Source organism: Natrinema pellirubrum DSM 15624 (assembly GCF_000230735.2).
GTDB classification, from domain to species: Archaea; Halobacteriota; Halobacteria; order Halobacteriales; family Natrialbaceae; genus Natrinema; species Natrinema pellirubrum.
The window spans coordinates 200,620-213,574 of the sequence record NC_019967.1 but is presented as its reverse complement, the minus strand read 5'-3'; the positions used below and the strand labels follow the sequence as shown (position 1 = coordinate 213,574).

Below are 12,955 nucleotides of genomic sequence, written 5' to 3'. Positions count from 1 at the left end.
TTGTGGGAGAGGGATTAGGCAGGAGAGACGGGAAGCGCTCGTTGGCATCCGTAGAGACCGTCAGATGACGAACTGTTCGATAAGAACCCAAAGCGTTACTACCAGCACGAAGACCGTCACACCAAGAAACGTCAGGTCATCGTCTCGTCGTACGAACGCACCGCCTTCGTGGCGGAACCAGTCGCGGCCGATGAACCAGAGAAGCATTACCCCACTCAAAAGAAATATCGTACGTGTTTAGCCCCGTCTGATTTCGTCACTGTCTCGTAGGTGGTGGCCTGTGACAGATACATGGTCTGTCAGCAGGGAGTCAGTCTACATTCTCAGGGATGGTCTCCGCTGCCCGGAGACCATCCCGTCGGCCCTGCTGTCGTCGTTTCGAGGTGGAATCGATGAGCTGGGACGATCTCTCCAAGGACGAACTCCTCTCGCGGTTTCTCCAGATGGAGGAGCGAATCGACGAGCTGGAAGAGAAGATTGCCCAGAAGGACAAGCGGATCGAGGAACAGAACGAACGGATCGAAGAGCAGCAAGAGCGGATCGAAGAGCAGCAAGAGCGGATCGAAGAACTCGAAACACGTCTCCGGAAGTACGAGAATCCACACACTCCACCCAGTAAGCGACGGTCGGGGACCGACGAGTCCCCGACCTCGCAGGACGACGAAGACGACGATGTCCGAACTGATGGTGGTACTCCCGGTCGAAAGGACGGTCACAACCCGGAGTGGCGCTCTCCGCCCGATCCTGATGAAGAAATCGAGGTCACCTCTGACTGTTGTCCCGAGTGTGGCGACCACTTCGACGAGTCGGTGGGCGTCAGCCCCCGACTCGTCGAGGAAGTCCCGGATCCACAGCCACCAGAAGTCACCCAGTACAACCGACACCGCTACCAATGCGACTCCTGTGGAACTGAGACGGTTGCGACTCACCCCGACTGCCCCGATGAGGGGCAGTTCGGGGTGAACGTCATCGCGCAATCTGCCCTGTCACGGTACGATCACCGCCTTCCCTACCGGAAAATCACGGACCGCTTCGAGCAACTTCACGGACTCGAACTCTCAGGTGCATCCGCGTGGCACGCGACCGAGCGCGCTGCGCGCGCCGGTCGCTGTGAGTACGAGCAGATCCGTCGAGAGATTCAGGAGGCTGAAATCGTCCACGTTGACGAAACCGGCATCAAGCGTGACGGTGACCAAGCGTGGATCTGGACGTTTCGGACGGACGAGCATACGCTGTACGCGGTCAGAGAGAGTCGTGGGAGTGATGTTCCCGCGGAAGTCCTTGGCGAGGACTTCGCGGGAACGGTCATCTGTGATGGGTGGACGGCGTATCCAGCGTTCAGCAGTACGCTTCAGCGGTGCTGGGCACATCTTCTCCGGGAGGCTGAAGACGTTGCTAGTGACCACGAGGAGGCAGAACCGGTGTACCGGTATCTCAAGCAGATGTTCGTCGGTCTCCAGTCGTGGCTGGAGACCGACCCAGATCCTCGTGCGAGAGCACAGATGCATCGAGCGTGTCAGGACGGCCTCAGATCGCTCGTTGAGCGGTCAGTGACCGACGAACCAGTGGCAACACTCCTCGGGAAGATCGAAGGTGGACTCGACCACTGGCTCACCTTCGTCGGTGAGCCAGCGGTCTCCCCGACGAACAATGCCGCAGAAAACGCCCTTCGTGAACCTGTTGTTCTCCGGAAAATCATCGGAACACTCCGGAACGACCGTGGCATGTTCGTTCACGAGACGATCTTGTCCCTGCTGGCGACGTGGCGCCAGCAGGGACGCAACCCATACGAGGAACTTACGCGGGTTGTCCACGACAACGAAATGATCTCACGAGAGCAGACTGTGCCGGTTGTTGAGACCTCGGGGTAAACACGTACGAAATATCCAGGCGTCCTCGAATCCTTCCTGCACGAAATCCAACGTTGCCAGCGCCGTAATTACTAGCGCGATCCCTCCCCAGATGACGAATAGTATCGTGGGGCGATTGAAACCCGCTGTTGGCTGCTCGCCGGTATGGGTCGCGTCTGTCACTTCACACTCATTTTCACAACCTATCTCCTTAAATATTAAAGATGGTACATACTCTGTTCGATATCCAACCGGTTCTGGGGTGTCGCCCCTTTTGAACCATCCGTTCTAGGTTAGCAGAGTGTACCGTCGTCTGATTAGATATCGTTGTAACTACCAGTCAGAGAAATCCGGTGGATAGTGTGACTTACTCCCCACCGGATTCAGTGATTGTTGATCGGATTCAAAGAGCGTTTCCCTCCGATGAGTTGCGCGAGCGCGCTCGCGCAACGAATCTCGTCGAGCGTGAACGGAAATTCGACGCTGTTGCGCTGTTCTACACGCTTTCACTTGGCTTCGCTGCTGGGTCAGACCGATCTGTACAGGCTTTTCTCGAACGATTCGTCGAAATGTCCGACTGCGATGAACTCTCCTATGCAACCTTCCACGGGTGGTTCTCTCCACCGTTCGTTGCACTCCTTCGAGAGATTCTCGATGATGCCATCGAGAATCTCGATACCAGAAATGCCGACCTTAGCGGACGTCTCGAACGCTTTCGAGACGTCCTCATTGCCGATGGGAGCATTGTTTCTCTCTATCAAGACGCCGCGGATGTGTACGCTGCGACCGGTGACGATCAGGCCGGTCTGAAACTTCACCTAACAGAATCACTCTCAACTGGCCTTCCAACACGGTACCGAACAACTGACGCTAAAACCCAAGAACGGAGCCAGCTACCCACCGGCGAGTGGGTAGCTGGCGCACTTGTCTTGCTCGATCTCGGTTTCTACGACTTCTGGTTGTTCGACCGCATCGACCAGAATAACGGCTGGTTCGTCTCCCGTGTGAAAGACGACGCAAACTTCGAGATCGTCGAAGAGCTCCGGACGTGGCGGGGGAACAGTATCCCGCCCGAAGGAGAGTCGCTGCAGGACGTCCTTGACGACCTGCAGCGACAGGAAATCGATGTTCGCATCACCCTCTCGTTCGAGCGAAAGCGAGGGTCGTGCACCAGCACGACCCCGAACGTTCCGACTGGTCGGTGTTTGGAACGAGGATACTGAAGAGTACCATCTCTATTTGACAAATCTCTCGAAAGACGACTATAGTGCGCCCGATATCGCACAGCTCTATCGGGCGCGCTGGGAAATAGAATTATTGTTCAAAGAACTGAAATCACGCTTCGGACTTGACGAAATCAACACGACCGATCCGTACATCATCGAAGCTCTGGTCATCATGGCCGCAATCTCACTGCTGATGAGCCGTGTTATCGTCGATGAACTCCGGGAAACTGGACGTGAAACAACGGGAAAGCGCCGACCGACGCCACAGCGTCGTCGCCGCAACTTCCTCGTCGACGATGTTCTCACGCTGTCGAACGCCATTCACACCTGATTCAGTTGTACGTGATGCTCGATTTAGGGTACGAACTTCCGGATTTAGATGAGTTGTTGCTGTGGGCTTCACGTGATCCAAATCCGCATCGACCGCGGTTACGTGAGCAGGTTGAGTCAGGCGAGTTCTGGTAACGAACTCGCCTGACGACCGGGGAAGCACCTGTGTCGATAGCGGCAGCGCTGGAACGGCGACGCACTCACGGCTGTGAGTGCGCCGCCTCGAAGGTATCACACAACAAATCAGCGACTGCCTGCTCCAGCGAACCCAGTCTCCTGAGCTAATCCGCCTCAATTCGGTATAGTCTCCGCTGAGATCCTGCTTCACTCCGTCACTAAACTAGAACAGATGCCTTTTGAACAGAATCTCCACGAACTCAGTGAATACCCCTGCTACTCTCCATCACCGTTGCTGGAACGGTTAATCGACGATGCTCAGAAGATACACCAGTAACGGCCGATACTCCAAGGAGGCTCGCTACCGCTACACGACCGAGGTCTGAGGCTTAATTAATGACAAATAAGAAATGATATATGAAGAGTCTCTGCATCCTATGGTGATATAATGCTATTCAGATACCGTACGTGTTTACCCCGAGGTCTCAACAACCGGCACAGTCTGCTCTCGTGAGATCATTTCGTTGTCGTGGACAACCCGCGTAAGTTCCTCGTATGGGTTGCGTCCCTGCTGGCGCCACGTCGCCAGCAGGGACAAGATCGTCTCGTGAACGAACATGCCACGGTCGTTCCGGAGTGTTCCGATGATTTTCCGGAGAACAACAGGTTCACGAAGGGCGTTTTCTGCGGCATTGTTCGTCGGGGAGACCGCTGGCTCACCGACGAAGGTGAGCCAGTGGTCGAGTCCACCTTCGATCTTCCCGAGGAGTGTTGCCACTGGTTCGTCGGTCACTGACCGCTCAACGAGCGATCTGAGGCCGTCCTGACACGCTCGATGCATCTGTGCTCTCGCACGAGGATCTGGGTCGGTCTCCAGCCACGACTGGAGACCGACGAACATCTGCTTGAGATACCGGTACACCGGTTCTGCCTCCTCGTGGTCACTAGCAACGTCTTCAGCCTCCCGGAGAAGATGTGCCCAGCACCGCTGAAGCGTACTGCTGAACGCTGGATACGCCGTCCACCCATCACAGATGACCGTTCCCGCGAAGTCCTCGCCAAGGACTTCCGCGGGAACATCACTCCCACGACTCTCTCTGACCGCGTACAGCGTATGCTCGTCCGTCCGAAACGTCCAGATCCACGCTTGGTCACCGTCACGCTTGATGCCGGTTTCGTCAACGTGGACGATTTCAGCCTCCTGAATCTCTCGACGGATCTGCTCGTACTCACAGCGACCGGCGCGCGCAGCGCGCTCGGTCGCGTGCCACGCGGATGCACCTGAGAGTTCGAGTCCGTGAAGTTGCTCGAAGCGGTCCGTGATTTTCCGGTAGGGAAGGCGGTGATCGTACCGTGACAGGGCAGATTGCGCGATGACGTTCACCCCGAACTGCCCCTCATCGGGGCAGTCGGGGTGAGTCGCAACCGTCTCAGTTCCACAGGAGTCGCATTGGTAGCGGTGTCGGTTGTACTGGGTGACTTCTGGTGGCTGTGGATCCGGGACTTCCTCGACGAGTCGGGGGCTGACGCCCACCGACTCGTCGAAGTGGTCGCCACACTCGGGACAACAGTCAGAGGTGACCTCGATTTCTTCATCAGGATCGGGCGGAGAGCGCCACTCCGGGTTGTGACCGTCCTTTCGACCGGGAGTACCACCATCAGTTCGGACATCGTCGTCTTCGTCGTCCTGCGAGGTCGGGGACTCGTCGGTCCCCGACCGTCGCTTACTGGGTGGAGTGTGTGGATTCTCGTACTTCCGGAGACGTGTTTCGAGTTCTTCGATCCGCTCTTGCTGCTCTTCGATCCGCTCTTGCTGCTCTTCGATCCGTTCGTTCTGTTCCTCGATCCGCTTGTCCTTCTGGGCAATCTTCTCTTCCAGCTCGTCGATTCGCTCCTCCATCTGGAGAAACCGCGAGAGGAGTTCGTCCTTGGAGAGATCGTCCCAGCTCATCGATTCCACCTCGAAACGACGACAGCAGGGCCGACGGGATGGTCTCCGGGCAGCGGAGACCATCCCTGAGAATGTAGACTGACTCCCTGCTGACAGACCATGTATCTGTCACAGGCCACCACCTACGAGACAGTGACGAAATCAGACGGGGCTAAACACGTACCAGATACCGAAATGTGACTCACGCTCAACGACTGTGTATCCTTGCGCTGTGAGTGCATCATCGCGGTACTGTTCTGCGAAGAACTGCTGTGGGATGCGTCGTAGTCCGAAGCGTCGATCCGATGTATACTCAACGTCGACGATTGTCTCGCCGTTTTGGCGACTAATCGTTGCTGTATACGTCGCCCATGGCTGATTGTTCGCCATGATCTCCAACTCGACTCGGTGGATTCCACCTGGTGTATCTTCCGTCTGTGTCTGGACGGTCACCACAGCAGATCGGAGGCCGAATAGATACGAGGTGCGGTATTGTACTGTGTCGCCTTCGTCTGATACCTTGTCTGCAATTCCCCACTGGAACGCGAGCACCGGCGGTGTCGGGCCAGTAAACGCCTCGACAACGGTCTCGAGATCAGCATCAGTTCGGAGTTGAACTGTCCCACGAGACTGCAGAATCGGAGCGCGAGCAACGACGAGTAACCCAACTGCGACGATGACCGCTGGCAGCAGTGATGTCATCAAGTATGTCCCAAGGAACAGCGACACTGCGATCACGACAACAAGAGCACTCAGAGGGCGTTCACGGTCGAGGTATCGGTTTGCAACCGTGACCGCCTCCTGTGGGCGTTCAATGTCGTTTATGTAGGGCATGTAGAAACATCCTTGCAGGATACAGTTAGCTCTAATGATGATTTCCACATTCCTTGTGGATGGGTTTGGTGCGTGTAGTTCAGTCCTGCTAACTGACCTATGTGTCATCGCTCAGTGACGAGATCGACGGCTTAGAACAGCGGTATGAGTTTACCCCGAAGTCTCGACAGCCGGCACAGCGTGATCCCGTGAGAGCATCTCATTGTTGTTGACGACTCGACGAAGTTCTTCGTATGGATTGCGTCCCTGCTGGCGCCATGTCGCCAGCAGGGACAAGATCGTCTCGTGAACGAACATACCTCGATCGTTACGAAGTGTCCCGATGATTTTCCGGAGAACGACTGGTTCACGAAGTGCGTTCTCAGCTGCGTTGTTCGTCTGGGAGACCGCTGGCTCACCGACGAAGGTGAGCCAGTGGTCGATCCCTCCTTCGATCTTCCCGAGTAGTGTTGCCACTGCCTCGTCGGTTACTGACCGCTCAACGAGCGATCTAAGCCCGTTCTGGCATGATCGGTGCATCTGTGCTCTCTCACGAGGACTCGGGTCGGTCTCCAGCCACGACTGGAGACCGACGAACATCTGTTTGAGATACCGGTGAACCGGCTCTGCCTCCTCGTGGTCACTAGCAATGTCCTCGGCTTCCCGGAGAAGATGTGCCCAGCACCGCTGAAGATTACTGGTGAACGCTGGATACGCCGTCCACCCATCGCAGATGACCGTTCCCGCGAAGTCCTCGCCGAGGACTTCCGCGGGGACATCGCTCCCACGACTCTCTCTTACGGCGTACAGCGTGTGCTCTCCCGTCCGAAACGTCCAGATCCATGCTTGCTCACCCTCGCGTTTGATACCAGTTTCGTCGACGTGAACGATCTCTGCTTGCTGAATCTGTCTTCGAATCTGTTCATATTCGCAGCGACCGGCGCGCGCAGCGCGCTCGGTCGCGTGCCATGCGGACGCGCCTGAGAGTTCTAACCCGTGCAGTTGCTCGAAGCGATCAGCGATTTTCCGGTAGGGAAGGCGGTGATCGTACCGAGAAAGTGCTGCTTGGGAGATGACGTTCACCCCGAACTGCCCCTCATCGGGGCAGTCGGGGTGTTTAGCAACAGTTTCTGTTCCACAAGAGTCGCACTGGTAGCAGTGGCGATTGTACTGGGTGACTTCAGGAGGCTGCGGATCAGGAACCTCCTCGACGAGTCGGGGGCTGACGCCCACCGACTCGTCGAAGTGTTCGCCACATTCGGGACAACAGTCACGGGTGACTTTGATCTCTTTGTCGGGACCAGCTGTTACACGCCACTCTGGATCATGGCCGTCCTTCCGTCCAGGAGTGCCGCCGTCGGTTCGAACATTCTCGTCTTCGTCGTCCTGCGAGGTCGGGGACTCGTCAGTCCCCGACCGTCGCTTACTGGGCGGTGTATGCGGATTTTCGTATTTGCGAAGACGTGTTTCGAGTTCTTCTATCCGCTCGTCCTTCTGGTCAAGTTGCTCTTGCAACTGATCGATCTTCTTGTCCTTCCGCTTGTTTTCTTGCTCAAGTTCTTCGACCCGCTGCTCAAGCTGAAGCAACCGAGAAAATAGCTCTTCTTTGGTGAAATCGTCTGCGTTCACAGACTCCACCAACCAGTTATGACAGCAGAGGCAACGGGATGGGCTCCGCTGCGGAGCCCATCCCTGAGAGTCGTATCCGATGTCTGCTGCCTGTTCATGTCGCGTCCGTTGAACGCTTCCTACGAGACAGTACCGAAATCAGCTCGGGCTAAACACATACTCGAAACCAATTCGACTCGGGTCACCCGGTGTATCTGGTTCGGCTACCTCATACTCGACGGTGACGTGTAGCACCCAGTTCGTGCGGTGCTGTTGGAGTCGAAACTCGCCAACCGTCACGCTCTCGTCGAGCAGGTCGAACCAGAGCGATTCCTGTTCGGGATCGATCTGGAGCGGAATCCAGAAAGCGTTCCCACGTCCGGCCTGTGGAACGCGCCAGCAGAACTCGTGTGTACGTTCGTCGGAATGGTCGAGGGTGAACCCACGGTTCGTGAACCGAACCGGGTGGTCGTCGGCCAACTCCGACGCGTTGTACGTATCCCGAAGTTTCGGGACGTAGTTCTTGAGCGCATCCTTCGCATAGGACGTGAGCGTGTACGGCGTGACGATATCGTTGACCGCCGTCTGCGTCTCCACACCACTCTCGAAGGTGTCCGAGAGTGCACGACGGTAGGTCGCCACGGTACGCTCAAGGCGTTGCTCTTTGCCCGTAGTGGGCGGGGCGAGCGTGGCTTCGAGCGTTTTCGTGGCGGTCGTCGTCACAACTACGAGTACGGCACCGTGAGTTATAAACGAAACGGAAATAGTGCAGATATGTGTGCGCTACATAAAGATAGAGATCGACGACGAGGAACAGTACGAACGACTGAGCGAGATAAAGGACTCGCACGGAATGACGTGGAAAGGGGTCTTACTCCGAGGTGCGAAGGGGTTGGATTCCGACGGGCCGTTGAGCGAGGACTGACTAACCGAGTGACGCGCTTCCTCCACGCCCTAAAGGGCGTGGTATCCGCGCTGTGGTATCTATGAGTGGGAGTTCCGCGGTGCCTACCTCTCGTCGCCGACGAGAGGTCCCCCTGCGCCCGCGGGTAGTGGCTAGATCACGGTCTACGAGCGTGTCATAGAAAGCGTCACGTACGAAGCAGCAGGGTGCGGAAAGTGTGTCCAGCACAACCGCGACCCTGCAAGACGTTGCTTCGGTCGATGAGTTTTTGAATGCAGCGGCTACGGAAACAGTTCCGCTGTTTGAGTATCTTGAGTTCGAGTTTCTACTGGAGTACGACGTGTTCGCCCCCGCTCGCCGGGGGCGAACACGAGTTCACCAGCCACCTGATCTCTTTCGCGCCTTTCTCCATTGCTACTACAAGAACATCTACGGAACACGCCCAGTCACGCGAGAACTCCAGCACGGCCTTGTCTGGTACTACTGCGGACTCGACAAACCGCCATCGAGAGACACCATTGACCGGTTTCTCACTGATCTCGAACACATTATCAACGATGTCTTCGACAGGCTCGTCGAGCAGGCCGCCGTCCGCGGCCTGCTCGACTCGACGTACTCTATCGATTCGACGCACATCGAGGCGATCCAGTACAACGACGCTGCCTCATGGAACTACGATCCAACAGCCGAAGAGTACTACTACGGCTTCGGCTGTACGATCGTTTCAACCGGTGCAAAGATCCCGATAGCAGCGGAGTTCACACAGGCCAAACAAGCAGACCAAGAGACGGCGATGCGCGTCACGGGTGACGCGCTCGCCGTCGATACACCGATCTGGATGCTTGGAGACAGCGCCTACGACATCCTCGATTGGCACGACTACCTGCTGACCGCAGGAGTCGTGCCAATCGCTCCGTACAACCCGCGAAACACTGACGACCCGAAAGACATCGAGTACAGGGTCGAAGACCGCATTGAGGAACACAGCGAGGACGTTCAGCTGAAACGATCCATCTTGGACGAGACGTTCAACAACCGGACAGGAATCGAACGAACCAACGACGCAGTCAAGGACTGCGGCCTCGGGCACGTCCGCGCCCGAGGCCGCGTCCACGCACGAACAGAAGTGTTCGTTGCGCTATGTCTTCGGATCGTCATTGCAATCACCAACTACGAGCGAGGACACGATCCAGGACGTGAGATGCTCAAGCTATGAGTTGGATTCTATGACACGCTCACAGAGTTCAAAGGATGACTGCCTACCGCTTTCGCATCAAATTCGATCCGGATCCTACGTCGCTGTGGCGGGATATCGTCGTCGGCGCAGACAGAACGATCACCGAGTTGCAGTCGTTGATCAACCCCGCAGTCGGACTTGATCAGGGCCATCTTTGGTTCGTTGGAGAGGATGAGGACTACTGGGACAGTGCTGTCAAATACCAGTGTCCGCAGGAATACGAGGAGTCACTCAATGGCGACCCACTGTTGCGTACCGAGCGGATCGAGAACGCTGGAGACGTGACGATCGGCGAGATGACCCGCCAACTCGGGCTTGAACAGTACGATCGAATATGCTATCTGTATGACTACGGCGATGAGTGGCGGTTCTACGCCATTTTGAAAGAGGTCCTCAGCGACGAGTCGAGTGACAAAGAGCCGGACATCGTGAAAGAGAAAGGCGATCCAATCAATGACCAGTACGATCCGCCGGAAACCGGTGAGAGCGGTTCTCCCCTTCCTGAACCACTTTATTCAGTGCTCCCCGAAACCGCTGTCCCTGTTGCGGATCTTCGTGAGCTGGAAGAGCGCGATCATGTCGTCCACGTCATTCCGCTACTTAGTCTCGAAACTGGGTTTGGGGCAGTCTGCGAGCGATTCGCAATTCAGCTTGAGAACACGGGGTACGTCATCGAAAACTTTCAGCCGGGATGGCAGATAGTTGAGGAAGTTGATGGAGTAGAACAGACTGAGGAAGAACTTCTAGCAGCCCTTGCGGACGCAGTGCGTGAGTGGCACGCTGAAATCGCGGAGATCTCTGGTGCAGTGACGGGACAGCATTTCGACGAGGAGACTGTCGAAGCGATGCATGTCGAACTGGAAGTAGAACTCGAACGCAAAGGGTACGACCATCTTTAAGGATCATTTCGATGTGAGAATTAGGTACGGAATCTGATTCTGTTCAGATCTCGTACTCGAGCGCGTGCGCGAGAAACACGACGTCATTCAGGTCTTCTGATTTGAGATCCGAAACTGTGGATCGCCGCCGAGAAAAATCTATACAGCTGTATTTGGTTTATGAAATGTGATTTTGCACGCTCAAGTACCCGAGACTACCGAGATCAACCGCGAGAGCTGTTTTCATATTTACTTGGTCAAATACCAGTTTAACCAAGGGAACTTACTAGGGTCGACACTGTACCCCACATACGAATGTTTGGATCAACGGATCGACGGGCTACACGCGGGGGCACAACCGTCCACGAGGCCATCGAGAGCTACCTGCGTTATAAGATCAACGCCGACGGCTCGAAGACAACCATGCGCTCACCACTGCGTGAGTTCGCCGACCACTGTCGAGACGAGCGTGACCTCAAGTTCGTCGACGAGCTCACACCCCACGATGTCCGCAGTTACCATCCGTTCTAGTTTAGCAGAGTGTACCGTCGTCTGATTAGATATCGTTGTAACTACCAGTCAGAGAAATCCGGTGGATAGTGTGACTTACTCCCCACCGGATTCAGTGATTGTTGATCGGATTCAAAGAGCGTTTCCCTCCGATGAGTTGCGCGAGCGCGCTCGCGCAACGAATCTCGTCGAGCGTGAACGGAAATTCGACGCTGTTGCGCTGTTCTACACGCTTTCACTTGGCTTCGCTGCTGGGTCAGACCGATCTGTACAGGCTTTTCTCGAACGATTCGTCGAAATGTCCGACTGCGATGAACTCTCCTATGCAACCTTCCACGGGTGGTTCTCTCCACCGTTCGTTGCACTCCTTCGAGAGATTCTCGATGATGCCATCGAGAATCTCGATACCAGAAATGCCGACCTTAGCGGACGTCTCGAACGCTTTCGAGACGTCCTCATTGCCGATGGGAGCATTGTTTCTCTCTATCAAGACGCCGCGGATGTGTACGCTGCGACCGGTGACGATCAGGCCGGTCTGAAACTTCACCTAACAGAATCACTCTCAACTGGCCTTCCAACACGGTACCGAACAACTGACGCTAAAACCCAAGAACGGAGCCAGCTACCCACCGGCGAGTGGGTAGCTGGCGCACTTGTCTTGCTCGATCTCGGTTTCTACGACTTCTGGTTGTTCGACCGCATCGACCAGAATAACGGCTGGTTCGTCTCCCGTGTGAAAGACGACGCAAACTTCGAGATCGTCGAAGAGCTCCGGACGTGGCGGGGGAACAGTATCCCGCTCGAAGGAGAGTCGCTGCAGGACGTCCTTGACGACCTGCAGCGACAGGAAATCGATGTTCGCATCACCCTCTCGTTCGAGCGAAAGCGAGGGTCGTGCACCAGCACGACCCGAACGTTCCGACTGGTCGGTGTTTGGAACGAGGATACTGAAGAGTACCATCTCTATTTGACAAATCTCTCGAAAGACGACTATAGTGCGCCCGATATCGCACAGCTCTATCGGGCGCGCTGGGAAATAGAATTATTGTTCAAAGAACTGAAATCACGCTTCGGACTTGACGAAATCAACACGACCGATCCGTACATCATCGAAGCTCTGGTCATCATGGCCGCAATCTCACTGCTGATGAGCCGTGTTATCGTCGATGAACTCCGGAAACTGGACGTGAAACAACGGGAAAGCGCCGACGACGCCACAGCGTCGTCGCCGCAACTTCCTCGTCGACGATGTTCTCACGCTGTCGAACGCCATTCACACCTGATTCAGTTGTACGTGATGCTCGATTTAGGGTACGAACTTCCGGATTTAGATGAGTTGTTGCTGTGGGCTTCACGTGATCCAAATCCGCATCGACCGCGGTTACGTGAGCAGGTTGAGTCAGGCGAGTTCTGGTAACGAACTCGCCTGACGACCGGGGAAGCACCTGTGTCGATAGCGGCAGCGCTGGAACGGCGACGCACTCACGGCTGTGAGTGCGCCGCCTCGAAGGTATCACACAACAAATCAGCGACTGCCTGCTCCAGCGAACCC

General features: G+C 56.0%; 10 protein-coding genes and 2 pseudogenes. 7 read left to right on the top strand and 5 right to left on the bottom strand.

The features are described 5' to 3' along the window. Positions 1–60: 60 nt before the first annotated feature. A complete protein-coding gene (locus tag NATPE_RS22475; protein ID WP_015310307.1) occupies positions 61–207 on the bottom strand; it encodes a hypothetical protein in 147 nt (48 codons plus the stop codon). Between the two features lie 185 nt (positions 208–392). Between NATPE_RS22475 and NATPE_RS19350 the strand changes: the two genes are divergently transcribed. Then, positions 393–1,871, top strand: coding sequence for an IS66-like element ISNpe8 family transposase (locus NATPE_RS19350; RefSeq protein WP_015298760.1), 1,479 nt, complete (start codon positions 393–395; stop codon positions 1,869–1,871). A gap of 332 nt (positions 1,872–2,203) precedes the next feature. Then, positions 2,204–3,541 (top strand): annotated as a pseudogene (locus NATPE_RS19345) (IS4-like element ISH32 family transposase). Between the two features lie 454 nt (positions 3,542–3,995). Here NATPE_RS19345 and NATPE_RS19340 read toward each other — a convergent pair. The 4 genes and pseudogenes from NATPE_RS19340 to NATPE_RS19325 all read right to left on the bottom strand — a co-directional run. Further along, on the bottom strand, positions 3,996–5,474 hold the full coding sequence (locus NATPE_RS19340) for an IS66-like element ISNpe8 family transposase (RefSeq protein WP_015298760.1): 1,479 nt from the start codon (positions 5,472–5,474) through the stop codon (positions 3,996–3,998). Positions 5,475–5,615: 141 nt separating this feature from the next. Then, positions 5,616–6,287 carry a hypothetical protein gene (locus NATPE_RS19335; protein WP_049804887.1) on the bottom strand — a complete coding sequence of 224 codons (672 nt, stop codon included), beginning with the start codon at positions 6,285–6,287 and terminating at the stop codon, positions 5,616–5,618. Positions 6,288–6,437: 150 nt separating this feature from the next. Then, complete coding sequence (locus NATPE_RS19330; RefSeq protein WP_015310305.1) at positions 6,438–7,895, bottom strand: IS66-like element ISNpe25 family transposase; 1,458 nt, start codon at positions 7,893–7,895, stop codon at positions 6,438–6,440. 159 nt (positions 7,896–8,054) lie between these two features. After that, a pseudogene (locus NATPE_RS19325) lies at positions 8,055–8,597 on the bottom strand (transposase); the annotation flags it as partial. A gap of 55 nt (positions 8,598–8,652) precedes the next feature. Between NATPE_RS19325 and NATPE_RS22855 the strand changes: the two are divergent. From NATPE_RS22855 to NATPE_RS19305, 5 genes are all read left to right on the top strand, one after another. Continuing rightward, the gene (locus tag NATPE_RS22855) at positions 8,653–8,799 is read left to right on the top strand and encodes a hypothetical protein (protein WP_006181042.1); all 147 of its coding nucleotides are present in this window, start codon (positions 8,653–8,655) and stop codon (positions 8,797–8,799) included. Positions 8,800–8,995: 196 nt separating this feature from the next. Beyond that, a complete protein-coding gene (locus NATPE_RS19320; RefSeq protein WP_015298795.1) occupies positions 8,996–9,994 on the top strand; it encodes an IS5-like element ISNpe2 family transposase in 999 nt (332 codons plus the stop codon). A gap of 35 nt (positions 9,995–10,029) precedes the next feature. After that, on the top strand, positions 10,030–10,914 hold the full coding sequence (locus tag NATPE_RS19315) for an IS1096 element passenger TnpR family protein (RefSeq protein WP_006183528.1): 885 nt from the start codon (positions 10,030–10,032) through the stop codon (positions 10,912–10,914). A gap of 294 nt (positions 10,915–11,208) precedes the next feature. Next, positions 11,209–11,424 carry a hypothetical protein gene (locus tag NATPE_RS19310; protein ID WP_049804984.1) on the top strand — a complete coding sequence of 72 codons (216 nt, stop codon included), beginning with the start codon at positions 11,209–11,211 and terminating at the stop codon, positions 11,422–11,424. 61 nt (positions 11,425–11,485) lie between these two features. After that, complete coding sequence (locus tag NATPE_RS19305; protein ID WP_012289608.1) at positions 11,486–12,820, top strand: IS4-like element ISH32 family transposase; 1,335 nt, start codon at positions 11,486–11,488, stop codon at positions 12,818–12,820. Positions 12,821–12,955: the final 135 nt, after the last annotated feature.

Excerpts from the sequence above, each read along its gene's own strand:
- NATPE_RS22475 (WP_015310307.1), bottom strand. The coding sequence starts at position 207 with ATGCTTCTCTGGTTCATCGGCCGCGACTGGTTCCGCCACGAAGGCGGT.
- NATPE_RS19335 (WP_049804887.1), bottom strand. The coding sequence starts at position 6,287 with ATGCCCTACATAAACGACATTGAACGCCCACAGGAGGCGGTCACGGTT.
- NATPE_RS19350 (WP_015298760.1), top strand. The coding sequence starts at position 393 with ATGAGCTGGGACGATCTCTCCAAGGACGAACTCCTCTCGCGGTTTCTC.
- NATPE_RS19315 (WP_006183528.1), top strand. The coding sequence starts at position 10,030 with ATGACTGCCTACCGCTTTCGCATCAAATTCGATCCGGATCCTACGTCG.
- NATPE_RS19310 (WP_049804984.1), top strand. The coding sequence starts at position 11,209 with ATGTTTGGATCAACGGATCGACGGGCTACACGCGGGGGCACAACCGTC.
- NATPE_RS19340 (WP_015298760.1), bottom strand. The coding sequence starts at position 5,474 with ATGAGCTGGGACGATCTCTCCAAGGACGAACTCCTCTCGCGGTTTCTC.